Here is a 13,015-nt window from a genome sequence, read left to right on the forward strand (position 1 = left end):
CGCCGACCAGCGGTCCGCCGTCCCGTCCGTCGTGGCCCGGCGACCCGACCCCCGTCAGCCCGCCTGCCGGCATGCGGCCGTCCTGGGCCGGCCCAGCGCCGACCGACGGCCCGGTGCCAACCGACAGTGCAGTGCGGACCGACGGCCCGGTGCGGACCGGCGGCCCCGTACGGACCGGCAGCCGAACGCCGGCCGACCTGCCGCCTGCGCCTGCCGGTCCACCGCCGACGCTTACCGATGCGCCACCACCACCGATCGTGCCGCCGGCGACTCCGCCGCTGGGGGAACCCGTCCCACCGGTGGAGCGCCCCTCCTGGGCCGGCGGAGCGCCGACGACCCCGGCGAGCGCGGGTGCCGACCGGCCCGACTGGTCCGAAGGGCGCATACCAACGACCTCGACCGATCGGCCGTCCTGGCCGGCTGCCCGCCTGCCCGGCACACCTCGCGCGAGCGACGCTGGCGAGTCGGCCGGCCCGCTCCGCCCGGAGGCGCGCCCGGTCGCACCGTTCCGGCTCAGGCCGGAGCCGCCCGAGCCGTCCGGTCCGCCTTCCGCCGAGTCGCCCCGCACCGCTTCCCCGGCGACCGGTCCGTCCGCCGGCCCGCAGCCCTCGGCCGGTGCCGTTCCGGCCTCTACCAACAGTGGGTCCGGGCGTCACGACCGGCCCTCATCCACGTCCGTCCCTCCCTACGCCGCTCGCCGATCGGCCCCCGACCTGGCGTCGCCGGCCGATTCCGGCGGCGGCCGATTGCCGGACACCGCGGTGCTGCCGCAGCGCGTCCCCGCGGAACCGGACGTGCCCGTCGTGCCGGAGCCGCCAGCCGTGGAACCACCCGCCGAAACTCCCGAACTCGCCCGTATCGCCACTCACCTGCGACGCGACGACGAGCCCGCACCGCTGCGGGAGCGTCCCGAAGGGTTCGACGTCAACGCCATCCTGGACGCCGTACGGGAGGTGGCAGGTGTCCGCGACGCCGCGTTGCGCCGCACCCCGGCGGGCGCGCACAGCCTGCGACTGGACCTGGCTGACGGAGCCGACCCGGCCGAGGTGAGTCGGCAGGTCGCACGGCTGCTCCAGGAGCGGATGGGGCTCGCCGCCGCCCCACAGAACGTGCCGGGCCTGCCAACCGCCCCGCCACCACCGGTCCGCCGCCGCGCGGCCGACCCGCGTGCCGCCGAACCCACTGGCGCCGAGCCGCGCGACACCCTCGCGCAGGCGCGATCGGCCACCGAGGCGGCGGCCGGTCGCCCGACCGGGAGCAGGGTCGAGGCCACACCTGCGGCCCCGGAGCGGTGGTCCGGCCCGGACGCCGCGCGTCGACGGAGGGCGGCCGCCCCGCACCGGGGCCGCGCCACAGTCGAGGAGCCCGGCTCGGTCTCGGCCGCGCCCGCCGGTGCGGCCACCGGCAGTCCGGCGACCGTGGGTACGTCGTACTCCGGTGGTCAGGTGACCACGACGGAGTCGGCGCCGTCGCGCCCGCTGGACACCGGCGGCACGCCGGGGCCGCGGGTGGTCATCGACCATGTGCAGGTAAGCACCTTCGGCCTGGACGCCAATGTGGAGGTTCGGCTGCTGGCCGGCGCCGAGAGCGCCGCCGGGTACTCCACCGGGCCGGCTGTGGACGGCTACGTGCTGCGTCTCTGCGCTGTGGCTGCGGCCGCCGCTGTGGACGAGTTGTTGAGCGGCGCCGAGAACGCCGAGCGTGGGCGCTGTTTCGTCGAGCACGCGGCGGTGGTGCCGTTCGGCAACTGCGAGGTGGCCACCGTTGTGGTGCTGCTTGTCTGCGAGGGTTGGGTCGAGCAGCTCGCCGGCTCGGCCCTGGTGGCAGGCGACCCCCGGCAGGCGGTGGTACGGGCCACGCTCGCGGCGGTCAACCGTCGGCTGGAGGCGCTGCTGTCCTGAGCGGTCCGGGGCAGACTGGAGGTATGAAGCGCGCGACCCTCTGGCCGGACCACCTCCTTCCCGAGGCCGACCTTCCGCCGCCGTGGCCGGGCCGGGAGGTCCGCTTCGGCGGCTCGGCGTTGTACGTGCGGGACACCCCCGCCACGTCCGCCGGTGCGGAGCCGGCGCTGTACGTGCACGGGCTGGGCGGCTCGTCGCAGAACTGGACGGATCTGGCCGGGCTGCTGGCCGACCGGTTGGACGGTCAGGCCATCGACCTGCCGGGTTTCGGCCGTAGTGAGCCGGGTCGCCGCTACACGATTCCGGCCTTCGCCGACCTGGTCATCAGGTGGATCGAGCACTCCGGCCGAGGGCCGGTCCACCTGTTCGGCAATTCGCTTGGCGGGGCGATCTCGGTGCAGGTGGCCGGGCTCCGGCCCGACCTGGTCCGTACCCTCACCCTGATCTCTCCGGCGCTGCCGTTCCTGGACTTCCGGCGCTCGTTGCAGGGTCGGATGCTGCCGGTGCTGGCGATTCCCGGTGGCGAGCGGCTGGTCGCCCGGTACCTCACCCAGCTCGCGCCCGAGATCATGGCCCAGCAGGTGCTGGAGGCGTGTGTCGCCGACCTGAGCCGTATCGGTGAGCAGCGCCGCGCCGAGGCGTTGGAGGAGATCCGGGTGCGCTATCAGGCGGCGCACTACGCGGCCGCGTACGTCCGGACGTTCCGGGGTCTGGTGTCCAGCTTCCTGCGGTCGTACCTGCCGGGGCCGGGTTCGCTGTGGCGGCTCGCCGGGTCGGTACGCGCGCCGGCGCTCGTTGTGGGTGGCCGGGAGGATCGCCTTGTCGACGTACGCGTCGCGCCGCAGACCGCCCGTGTCATCCCGGACAGCCGGCTGCTGATGCTTGACGGGGTCGGTCACGTGGCGCAGTTGGAGGTGCCCCGGCTGGTCGCCCGCGCTGTGGTTGGTCTGCTCGCCGAAACGGAGGAGTCCGGGCGGAGGTCTGATCTGGCAGGCTGAGCCGGATGCCCAGGTCTGCTCGCCGTCACCGGCGCTTCGCGTTGATCGCCCAGCTGGTGGCGGTGGTGGTGGCTGTCGTCGCGGCGGTGACAGTCGTCGCCGAGGGACCGGGCCGCAAGCCCGACCGGTTGTCCGCCGAGGAGGTCGGCCCGCCGCCGATTGTGGCCGGGCCGTTGCCACCGTCTGTCGAGCCGTCCCCGTCCCCGTCCGTGCCGCCGGTGACGCCGTCGAGCCTGCCGCCGGTGCTGCGGATGCCCGGGGCGGTGCCGACTGCGGGCACCGGCCGGTTCGGTTACGACGATCGCACCGGTCCCGTGCTGGGCCGTGCGGGTGCGCTGCGCAACTACCGGGTGGCTGTCGAGGCGGGCAGCAACGAGGACGCCGCCGCGTTCGGGCAGGCGGTCGAGACGGCGCTGGCCGGGCCGGGCAGTTGGGTCGACAGTGGCCGGTTGCGGTTGCGGCAGGTGCCGGGGGACGCGCCCAGGGACTTCACCGTCTACCTGGCGACCGCCCGTACGGCGGGTCGGATGTGTGCCGCCGGTGGGGTGAACATCTCGGTCGGTGGGCGGCCGTACACGTCGTGCCGCGCGTCCGGTCAAGTGATCATCAACTTGGATCGGTGGCGGCTGTCCGTGCCGCATTTCGTGGCGGCTGGTGTGCCGCTCTCGGTCTACCGGACGTACGTGGTCAATCACGAGGTGGGTCACCAGCTCGGGCACCGGCATGAGCGCTGCCCGGGTGCGGGCCGGCAGGCGCCGGTGATGATGCAGCAGACACTTTTCCTCAAGGGGTGCCGGGCCAATCCGTGGCCGTACCTGAACGGTCGGCGCTACTCCGGCCCTCCGCTCTGAGCTGCTGCTCCGACACGCCGACCGGGTTCGCCGCCTTCAGGCCGTCTTGCGTAAATGGCGGCAAAAGCGGAGATATGCCCGAATAATCTGGCAGGCTGGCACCATGATGCCGTCTGCCCCTTACGGCTCGCCCGAGCCGCCCGCGGACCGACCGGCGTACGAGGGCGCGCGTCCCACGCTCGTCCGGATGCGTCGACGGCGACGCCGCAGCCTGCTGCTCGGCGTACTCCTTCTCGCCACCGCCATCGGCGTGACACTGAGCCGGAGCGGCGAAGCCCCGGTCGAAGCGCCGGCCACCACCCAGGGCGGGATGGGGCACGGCGGCGGGCTGGGCGCCCACCCGGAGCCCACCGGGTATCCGTCGGTCGGGGCGGGCCGGTTCACAGCGGCCGACGGCGAGACACCTGTGCACGGCGAGGACGGGCCGTTGCGCCGCTACCGGGTCGTCGTGGAGCGCGGCACCGGCCAGGACGCCGCCGCGTTCGCCGCCCGGGTGGACGCGGTGCTCACCGACCCGCGCAGCTGGATCGCCTCCGGTGAGCTGCGGATCCAGCGGGTGGCCGACGCCGGAGCCGCCGACTTCACCATCTACCTGGCCACGCCTGTCACCTCCGAGCGGATGTGCGCCGAGGGCGGGCTGACCACCGAGCGCTACACGTCCTGTCGGCTGCCAGGTCAGGTCATCATCAACCTCGCCCGCTGGCAGGAGGCGGTGCCTGACTACGGGGCGCCGCTGGAGACGTACCGCACATATGTGATCAATCATGAGGTCGGTCACGAGTTCGGCGAGGATCACGAGGCGTGCCCCGGCCCGGGGGAGCCCGCGCCGGTGATGCAGCAGCAGACGTACGGGCTGCGGGGCTGTGTGGCGAACGCCTGGCCGTACCTGGACGGCCGTCGCTATTCGGGCGACATCGTGCCCTGATCGACCCCGGTCGTCGTTATTCCCGCTCCCGCATCGCGGGCCAGTGTCCTCCCTCATGGCCGAGAGGGGCTCCGGCGAGCAACAATGGCGCGGTTCGCACCGCCGATCCCGGGGAGTCCACCGTGTCGTTGCCCCCGCTCGTCGAACCCGCCGCCGAGCTGACCGTTGACGAGATCCGCCGCTACTCACGCCATCTGATCATCCCGGACGTCGGGGTGACCGGGCAGAAGCGGCTGAAGAACGCCCGGGTGCTCTGTGTCGGCGCCGGTGGCCTCGGCTCGCCCGCCCTCATGTACCTCGCTGCCGCAGGTGTCGGTACCCTCGGCATCATCGACTTCGACACCGTCGACGAGTCGAACCTCCAGCGCCAGATCATCCACGGCGTGTCCGACATCGGCCGCTCCAAGGCCGAGTCCGCCGCCGCGTCGATCCGCGAGATCAACCCGCTGGTCAACGTGGAGATCCACAACACCGCCCTGGACCGGGAGAACGTCCGCGAGATCTTCGCCCAGTACGACCTGATCGTGGACGGCACCGACAACTTCGCCACCCGTTACATGGTCAACGACGCGGCGGTGCTGCTCGGCAAGCCGTACGTCTGGGGCTCGATCTACCGGTTCGACGGTCAGGCGTCGGTGTTCTGGGCCGAGCACGGCCCCTGCTACCGGTGCCTCTACCCGGAGCCCCCGCCGCCGGGCATGGTCCCGTCCTGCGCCGAGGGCGGCGTGCTCGGGGTGCTCTGCGCGTCGATCGGGTCGATCCAGGTCAACGAGGCGATCAAGCTGCTCGCCGGCGTCGGCGAGCCGCTTGTCGGCCGCCTGATGGTCTACGACGCCCTGGAGATGGAGTACCGCAAGATCAAGGTCCGCAAGGACCCGAACTGCGTGCTCTGCGGCGAGAACCCGACGGTCACCGACCTGCTGGAGGACTACGAGGACTTCTGCGGCGCGGTCTCCGAGGAGGCCCAGGAGGCGACCCTCGACTCGACGATCACCGCCTTGGAGCTCAAGGAGTGGCAGGACGCCGGCAAGGACATCTTCCTCGTCGACGTGCGCGAGCCGGCCGAGTACGAGATCGTCCGGATCCCCGGCTCCACCCTGATCCCCAAGGGCGACATCCTCTCCGGTGAGGCCCTCGCGAAGCTGCCGCAGGACCGGCAGGTAGTGCTGCACTGCAAGTCCGGTGTCCGCTCGGCGGAGGCTCTCGCCGCGCTCAAGGCGGCCGGGTTCCGTGACGCCGTGCACGTGCAGGGCGGCGTGCTGTCCTGGATCAAGCAGATCGACCCGTCGCTGCCCGCGTACTGACCGGTTGGCTCGGGGCTGCGGTGCACGCCGCGCCCCGAGCCGCCCCCGGTACGACGAGCGCCCCCACGGCAAGCCCGTCGACAGTGCGGCAAATCGACGCGTAAGCGCTCCGAGCAGCCCTGTGACCGGAGCGTCGCAGCCATACCGGCCTGGCCGATTCCCCGAGGCGGTATCACGTCTGCGCAGGTAGCGTCTCTGCCGTGGTCGACTTGAATGCCGCGATCGGGTTCGTCGTGGCGCATGGGGATGCGGTGGAGCGTGCCCGCCTCTCCTGGCTGCGCAACGGCACACCCCCGCCTCCGGAGGTGTTGGAGACCGCTGAGGTCGGCCAGTCGCCCGACGGTGGGTGGCCCGCTATGTGGGGCGGCGAGATCGCCTCGGTCGACGCCACCTGCTTCCGGCTCGCCGAGTTGGACGACCTGGGCGCGCTGGCCCGTCCCGCCGCACGCCGCGCCCTGGACTGGTTGGCGTCCCGGCAGCAGGCCGACGGCGGCTGGGACGAGGACGCCTCGCTCGCCGGTTCGGCTCCGGAGTGGGCCCGCCCCGGCGACCCGGAGGCCAAGCTCTTCCTCACCGGCAACGCCGGGTTCTGGCTCACTGTCGCCGGCCTGGACGCCCGAGCCTCCGGCCCGCTCGATCACCGCGTCGGCGGGGCGTACGCCGGGGTGGTGCAGGCGGCGGCCCATTCGATCGCCGCGCGACTGCGCCCGGACGGCAGTTGGCCGTCGTTCCTCGCCGCCGGGTGGCTGAGCGCTGCCGTCCTGCACCGGCAGGACATGTTCCAGGAGTCCGCGCGGATCCAGGTGGTGCTCGCCGAGCGGATGCCGAAGATGTCCCCGGGCGACGTCGCCTGGCTGGCGGCCACGCTGCGCCGGGTCGGCATCGACCTCCAGGACTGGATCATGGTGCGTGCCCTGCGGCGACTGACCGAGACCCAGCGCAGCGACGGCGGTTGGGAGAGCGAGGACGGCCACCAGTTCGACGTGCACTCCACGCTGTCGGCGATCCGCGCCTGCCGCCCGGCGACGGTGCCCGGTCAGAAGCGGCCCGCCCTCCAGGCCGGCGGGCCGCCCGTCCGCCCGGAGGCCAGGCCGCCGGTCCGCCCGACTGCGGTGCCGCCTGTCCATCAGACGGCAGTGCCGCCCGCCCGTCCGGAGGCGGTGCCGCCGGCCCGCCAGGTTGCCGTGCCGCCCGTCGGCCAGACGGCCGTGCCGCCCGTTCGCCAGGCTGCAGTGCCGCCCGTTTGGCGGGAGACCGGGCCGTCGGGGCTGGCGGAGACCGCCGGTTGAGCCGCCGCGTCAGCGCAGGTGACCGTTGCCTGTGACGACGTACTTGGTGCTTGTCAGCTCGGGCAGGCCCATCGGGCCGCGGGCGTGCAGCTTCTGCGTCGAGATGCCGATCTCCGCGCCGAACCCGAACTCGCCCCCGTCGGTGAACCGGGTGGAGGCGTTCACCATCACCGCCGCCGCGTCGACACGGGCCACGAAGTCGCGGGCCGCGTTCGCCGAGTCGGTGAGGATCGCCTCGGTGTGCCCGGTGCCGTACTCGCGGATGTGCGCGACCGCCGCGTCAAGTGAGTCGACCACCGCCACGGAAATGTCAGCCGACAGGTATTCGGTGGCGTAGTCCTCCTCGGTGGCCGGGACCACCGCCGGGGAGTACGCGGCCACCTCGGGGGAGCCGTGCACTGTCACCCCGGCCTCGGCGAACGCGGCGAGCATCGGCGGCAGGAACGCGTCGGCGACGTCGGCGTGCACCAGCAGCGACTCGGCGGTGTTGCAGGTGGACAGCCGCTGGGTCTTGGCGTTCAGCGTCACGGCCACGGCCTGCGAGACGTCCGCTGCGGCGTCGACGTACACGTGGCAGTTGCCCACCCCGGTCTCGATCACCGGCACTGTGGACTCCTCCACCACGGTGCGGATCAGCGACGCGCCGCCGCGCGGAATCAGCACGTCGACGAGCCCTCGGGCGCGCATCAACTCCTTTACCGACTCGCGGGAGCTGGCGTCGAGCAACTGCACAGCGTCGGCGGGCAGCCCCGCCTCGGCGACCGCGTCCCGCAGCACCGCCACCAGAGCGGCGTTCGAGTGCGCGGCCGAGGACGACCCGCGCAGAAGGGCGGCGTTGCCGGACTTCAGGCAGATGCCGGCGGCGTCCACCGTGACGTTGGGGCGCGCCTCGTAGATGATGCCGACCACCCCGAACGGCACCCGGATCTGGCGCAGCTCAAGGCCGTTGGGCAGTGTCGAGCCCCGGACCACCTCGCCTACCGGGTCGGGCAGCGCGGCCATCTGGCGCAACGCGTCCGCGATGCCGGCCACCCGGCCCGCGTCGAGCGCGAGTCGGTCCAACACGGCCGCGCTGAGCCCGGCTTCCCGACCGGCCGCGAGGTCCGCCTCGTTCGCGGTCAGGATCTCCGGTGTACGCGTGACAAGCGCGTCGGCCATCGCGACAAGCGCGGCGTCCTTGACGGTACGGGTGGCCACTGCCAGAGTCGCGGCGGCGTCCCGCGCCCGTCGAGCCTGCTCGGCGACGCTCATTCTGCACTCCTTTGGTGTTAGGAAGGGCCCCCTATACAACGCCAGGCGTTAATAAGGTGCCCTTGCTTACAGCAGTACGAGGTCGTCGCGGTGGACGACCTCCCGTTCGTAGGCCGGGCCGAGCGCCGCGGCGAGTTCGGAGGTGGAGCGACCGAGCAGCCCGGGCAGCTCCACCGCGTCGTAGTTGACCAGCCCACGGGCGACCGGAGCGCCAGCGGTGTCGACGAGGTCGACCGGGTCGCCGGCGGTGAACGTGCCGTCCACGGCGGTGATGCCGGCGGGCAGCAGCGACTTGCGTCGCCCGACGACGGCGGCCACGGCGCCCGGGTCGAGGTGCAGCCGGCCGCGTGGCGAGGTGGCGTGGGCAAGCCAGAACAGCCGGGCCGTCGGGCGCTGGCGCTGCGGGTGGAACAGGGTGCCGACCGGGTCGCCGGCCAGCACCGGTGCGGCCAGGTCGGCGGAGGTGAGCACCACCGGAATGCCGAAGCCGGTGGCGATCCGGGCCGCCTCGACCTTCGTCACCATGCCGCCGGTGCCGACGCCAGACCGGCCGGCGCCGCCGATGGTGATGCCGGCGAGGTCCTCGTCGCCGCGGACCTCCGTGATCCGGGTCGACTGCGGGCGGGCCGGGTCGCCGGTCCAGAGCGCGTCCACGTCGGAGAGGAGCACCAGCAGGTCGGCGTGCACAAGTGCGGCCACCAGCGCGGCGAGCCGGTCGTTGTCGCCGAACCTGATCTCGTCGGTGGCGACCGTGTCGTTCTCGTTGACGATCGGCACCGCGTGCAGGTCGAGCAGCTTGCGCAGCGTGCGGTACGCGTTGCGGTAGTGCGCCCGCCGGGTCACGTCGTCGACGGTGAGCAGCACCTGCCCGACGGTCAGGCCGTGGCGGGCGAAGCTGGCGGCGTACCTGCCGATCAGCAGGCCCTGGCCGACGCTGGCGGCGGCCTGCTGGGTGGCCAGGTCGCGCGGGCGTCGGGTCAGCCCGAGCGGGACGAGACCGGCGGCGATCGCGCCCGAGGAGACAAGCACCACCTCGCGCCCCTGGGCGGCGAGCCGACCGAGGGTGTCGACAAGCGCGTCGACGCGCTCGTCGGCCAGTCCGCCCGTGGCGGTGGTCAACGAGGAGGATCCGATCTTGACGACGACCCGCCGGGCCGCCGTGACTGCGTCACGCACCCGCCCATTCTGCGTGGTCAGGACAGCGTCGCCCGGCGGCCTTCCCATATGGTGGCCGATTGTGACACCTGACGAGTACGTCGAGGCGGTGCTCGACCTTGTCGAGCGGATCCCGCAGGGTCGGGTGATGTCGTACGGGGCGGTCGCCGACGCACTGGCCGAGCGGTCGGGGCGAGCTTCGGCCCGGCTGGTGGGCAACATCATGGCCCGGCACGGTGGCTCGGTGCCCTGGCACCGCGTGGTGACCTCGTCCGGTCGGCTGCCGCCAGGGCACGAGCGGGAGGCGCGGGCGCGGCTGCGGGCCGAGGGGGCGCCGTTGCGCGGCGAGGGAGTGGACATCGCGGCGGCTGGCTGGTCGCCGGATGAGGGGATGTGACGCGTGCCATAACGTGAGTAACATTCGGCCCCATGAACCAGCCGCCGGGTGCCGCCGGCCCGTCCGCTGTCGGTCAGTCCGCCAGCTCGTCCGCTGTCGGCCCGCAGGATGCCGATCCGGGTGCCGCCGGCGCGCCAGCCCTCGGGCCACCGGACGCTGGTGTGGCAGCCGGTCCGCTTCCTCGTCCGGTGCACGCCGGATATGCGCTCGGATCGTTGGCCACCGGAGCGTTCGGCACAGTGCCCGGCCTGCTGCTGCTGCCGTACCTGACCGACACGCTTGGTGTGGCCGCCGGCCTGGCCGCCCTGCTGGTGCTGCTGCCCAAGGCGTGGGACGTCCTGGTCAACCCGGTCGCCGGACGGATCTCCGACCGCACCCGGTCGCGCTGGGGCGCCCGCCGGCCGTACCTGCTCGTCGCCGGCCTCGCGCTCGCCGTGCTGTTCGCGAGCATCTTCGCCGCACCGTTCGGCAACGGTCCGGCCGCCGTGGCGTACGTGGCGCTCGCCTTCCTGGCCACTGCCACCGCGTTCGCCTTCTTCCAGGTGCCGTACGTGGCGATGCCTGCCGAGATGACCGACGACTACACCGAGCGCACCAGGCTGATGACCTGGCGGATCGCCGTACTGGCGCTTGCCATCCTGGTCTCCGGCGCGGTGGCCCCGCTGGTGGTGACCGCCGGCGGCGACGGTGTGCCCGGGCACCGGTGGATGGGCCTGTTCGTGGCGGTGCTCATCGCCGTCGGTGCCGTCGGTGCGTTCATCGGCACCAGGTCCGCGCCGAGCGGCGTGGTGGGCGCGAGCGAGCCGACGCTGCGCGCCCAGCTGGCGGTGGCCGGCGCCAATCGACCGTTCCGGGCGTTGCTGATCTGCTTCGTGGTGCAGTCCGCCGGGGTGGCGACGATCCTCGCCGGGGTCAACTACTTCGCCGGGCAGATCCTGCGCGACGAGCGGAGCGGCCCGACCCTGCTGTTCGTCTGCTTCGTCGGGCCGGCGCTGCTGGTGATGCCGCTCTGGTCCCGCGTCGGTGCCCGGCTGGGCAAGCGGGCAGCGCTGGTCGTCGCCGCGCTGATCCTCGCCGCCGGGGCGCTCGGCCTGGTCGCCGCCCCGGTGCTGCCGGCGGTCGCCGTCTACCTTGTGGTCGCGGTGATCGGCGTCGGGTACGCCGGTCAGCAGGTGTTCGCGCTGGCAATGCTGCCGGACTGCATCGCGTACGACACGGCGCGCACCGGCCGGCGGCAGGCCGGCGTCTTCACCGGCCTCTGGACCGCCGGGGAGACCTTCGGTCTGGCCCTCGGCCCCGGCATCTACGGCCTGGTGCTCCAGATCTCCGGGTACGTCTCCTCCGACACCGGCACGGCGGCAACCCAGTCCGACACGGCGAGACTGGGCGTCCTGCTCGGCTTCACGGTCCTGCCAGCACTACTGATAGCCCCGCCCCTCCTGCTGCTACGCCGCTACAACCTGACCCCGGCGGTCCTAGCCGCAGCCACACCCCATGGGCGCGTCGATCATGGAGTTGTGGTGGGGGATGAAAGCCGCTGACCGGTACAAGAAAGGCACCACGACTCCATGATCGACGATGAGAGCAGGGTTTTGGGCGGGGCTTTGTCCCGGGACGGGGTGGCGGCGGAGGTCGCGCTGGCTGAGGTTCGCCGGTTGCGTTCCGGTGATCGGCCTACGCACGGGGGGCGGTTGTTCGCCTACGTCTACGACCCGGCTGTGCCCGGGTTGGACGACCTCGCCGCTGCTGCGCACCGGGAGAGCGCGCACGTCAACGGGCTCGACCCGACGGCGTTCCCGTCCCTGCTGGCAATGGAGAACGCGCTGGTCGGCGCGGCCGGCCGGGTGCTCGGCGGTGGGCCGGGAACGGCAGCGCCGGACGTGGTCGGCAGCGTCACCAGCGGCGGCACCGAGTCGCTGATCCTCGCCGTCAAGACGGCCCGGGACGCGCACCCGGAGATCACCGCACCGCGGATCGTGGTGCCGTCGACCGCGCACGCCGCGTTCGCCAAGGCGGCGCACTACCTGCGGGTGGCGCTTGACGTGGTGCCGGTCCCGGTGACCACGCTTCGCCCCGACCCGGCCGCGATGGCAGCGGCGATCCGCCCGGAGACGGTGCTTGTAGCCTGCTCCGCGCCGTCGTACGCGCACGGGGTGGTGGACCCGGTCGCCGAGATCGCCGCAGTGGCCGCCGACGCCGGGGTGCGCTGCCACGTCGACGCCTGCTTCGGCGGCTGGACCCTGCCGTACCTGCGCCGCCTCGGTGAGCCGGTGCCGGCGTTCGACTTCGCGGTGCCCGGGGTCACCTCGATCTCGGTGGACCTGCACAAGTACGCGTACGCGCCGAAGGGCGTGTCGGTGCTGCTGCACCGGGATGCCGCGCTACGCGCTCCGCAGTACTTCGCGTACGCGGACTGGCCCGGCTACACGATGATCAATCCGGTGATCGCGTCCACCCGTTCGGGCGGGCCGATCGCCGCCGCGTACGCGACCCTGCGGCATCTGGGCGACGCCGGCTATCTGCGGTTGGCCACCGTCACCCGGGACGCGGTCGCCGGCCTGGCCGACGCCGTTCGTGCCGTCGACGGCCTGCGGCTCATGGCCGAGCCGGAGTCCACAGTGGTCTGCTTCACCGCCACCGAGGGCGGGCCCGACCTGTTCGTCCTGGTCGACGAGTTGACCGCGCGTGGCTGGCACACCCAGCCCCAACTGTCGTACGCCGGCCTGCCCTCCAGCGTGCACCTCACGGTGACCGCGGCGGTCGCGCCTCGGGTGGCCGAGTTCGGCCCGGACCTCGTCGAGGCCGTGGCGGCGGCGCGTGCCGCCGGCCCGGTGCGGCTGCCGGCCGAGTTGGCCGCTCTTGTCGGTGCGCTGACCCCGGAGGCGCTGACCCCGGAACTGGTCGTGGGGCGGGGCGCCGCGGGGGGGGGGGGGGCCGGGCGACA

The 13,015-nt window shown here is 73.1% G+C and carries 10 protein-coding genes and 1 pseudogene; 9 read left to right on the forward strand and 2 right to left on the reverse strand.

All coding sequences use genetic code 11. The features are described 5' to 3' along the window. Window positions 1-296: 296 nt before the first annotated feature. The 6 genes and pseudogenes from ACPXB1_RS10710 to ACPXB1_RS10735 form a co-directional block, all read left to right on the forward strand. A pseudogene (locus ACPXB1_RS10710) lies at window positions 297-1,901 on the forward strand (hypothetical protein); the annotation flags it as partial. Between the two features lie 23 nt (window positions 1,902-1,924). Beyond that, window positions 1,925-2,899 carry an alpha/beta fold hydrolase gene (locus ACPXB1_RS10715; RefSeq protein WP_355589509.1) on the forward strand — a complete coding sequence of 325 codons (975 nt, stop codon included), beginning with the start codon at window positions 1,925-1,927 and terminating at the stop codon, window positions 2,897-2,899. 5 nt (window positions 2,900-2,904) lie between these two features. Continuing rightward, complete coding sequence (locus ACPXB1_RS10720; protein WP_355589507.1) at window positions 2,905-3,750, forward strand: DUF3152 domain-containing protein; 846 nt, start codon at window positions 2,905-2,907, stop codon at window positions 3,748-3,750. Window positions 3,751-3,937: 187 nt separating this feature from the next. After that, window positions 3,938-4,675: a DUF3152 domain-containing protein gene (locus tag ACPXB1_RS10725; RefSeq protein ID WP_425735138.1), complete on the forward strand. Its 738-nt coding sequence runs from the start codon at window positions 3,938-3,940 to the stop codon at window positions 4,673-4,675. 122 nt (window positions 4,676-4,797) lie between these two features. Next, a complete protein-coding gene (gene moeZ, locus ACPXB1_RS10730; protein WP_377667041.1) occupies window positions 4,798-5,979 on the forward strand; it encodes an adenylyltransferase/sulfurtransferase MoeZ in 1,182 nt (393 codons plus the stop codon). Window positions 5,980-6,179: 200 nt separating this feature from the next. Then, window positions 6,180-7,268, forward strand: coding sequence for a squalene--hopene cyclase (locus ACPXB1_RS10735; protein WP_425735139.1), 1,089 nt, complete (start codon window positions 6,180-6,182; stop codon window positions 7,266-7,268). A 9-nt stretch (window positions 7,269-7,277) separates the two neighbouring features. Here the strand turns inward: ACPXB1_RS10735 and ACPXB1_RS10740 are convergent, their stop codons facing one another. Further along, window positions 7,278-8,519 carry a glutamate-5-semialdehyde dehydrogenase gene (locus ACPXB1_RS10740; RefSeq protein ID WP_355589503.1) on the reverse strand — a complete coding sequence of 414 codons (1,242 nt, stop codon included), beginning with the start codon at window positions 8,517-8,519 and terminating at the stop codon, window positions 7,278-7,280. Window positions 8,520-8,585: 66 nt separating this feature from the next. Beyond that, window positions 8,586-9,695, reverse strand: coding sequence for a glutamate 5-kinase (gene proB, locus ACPXB1_RS10745; protein WP_355589501.1), 1,110 nt, complete (start codon window positions 9,693-9,695; stop codon window positions 8,586-8,588). Between the two features lie 61 nt (window positions 9,696-9,756). Here proB and ACPXB1_RS10750 point away from each other — a divergent pair, with 61 nt between their 5' ends. The 3 genes from ACPXB1_RS10750 to ACPXB1_RS10760 all read left to right on the forward strand — a co-directional run. Further along, window positions 9,757-10,071, forward strand: a complete 315-nt coding sequence (locus ACPXB1_RS10750) for an MGMT family protein (protein ID WP_167946957.1) — start codon at window positions 9,757-9,759, stop codon at window positions 10,069-10,071. A gap of 32 nt (window positions 10,072-10,103) precedes the next feature. After that, window positions 10,104-11,612: an MFS transporter gene (locus ACPXB1_RS10755; RefSeq protein ID WP_355589499.1), complete on the forward strand. Its 1,509-nt coding sequence runs from the start codon at window positions 10,104-10,106 to the stop codon at window positions 11,610-11,612. Window positions 11,613-11,639: 27 nt separating this feature from the next. Continuing rightward, on the forward strand, window positions 11,640-13,015 hold a 1,376-nt coding region (locus tag ACPXB1_RS10760), incomplete at its 3' end, for a pyridoxal phosphate-dependent decarboxylase family protein (RefSeq protein ID WP_425735140.1).

It is taken from the genome of Micromonospora sp. DT68 (assembly GCF_049847245.1).
In the GTDB taxonomy this organism is placed as follows: Bacteria; Actinomycetota; Actinomycetes; order Mycobacteriales; family Micromonosporaceae; genus Micromonospora; species Micromonospora profundi.

What these genes read in the sequence shown, in the direction of transcription:
- ACPXB1_RS10715 (WP_355589509.1), top strand. Translation starts at nt 1,925, where the DNA reads ATGAAGCGCGCGACCCTCTGGCCGGACCACCTCCTTCCCGAGGCCGAC.
- ACPXB1_RS10720 (WP_355589507.1), top strand. Translation starts at nt 2,905, where the DNA reads ATGCCCAGGTCTGCTCGCCGTCACCGGCGCTTCGCGTTGATCGCCCAG.
- ACPXB1_RS10725 (WP_425735138.1), top strand. Translation starts at nt 3,938, where the DNA reads ATGCGTCGACGGCGACGCCGCAGCCTGCTGCTCGGCGTACTCCTTCTC.
- ACPXB1_RS10740 (WP_355589503.1), bottom strand. Translation starts at nt 8,519, where the DNA reads ATGAGCGTCGCCGAGCAGGCTCGACGGGCGCGGGACGCCGCCGCGACT.
- ACPXB1_RS10755 (WP_355589499.1), top strand. Translation starts at nt 10,104, where the DNA reads ATGAACCAGCCGCCGGGTGCCGCCGGCCCGTCCGCTGTCGGTCAGTCC.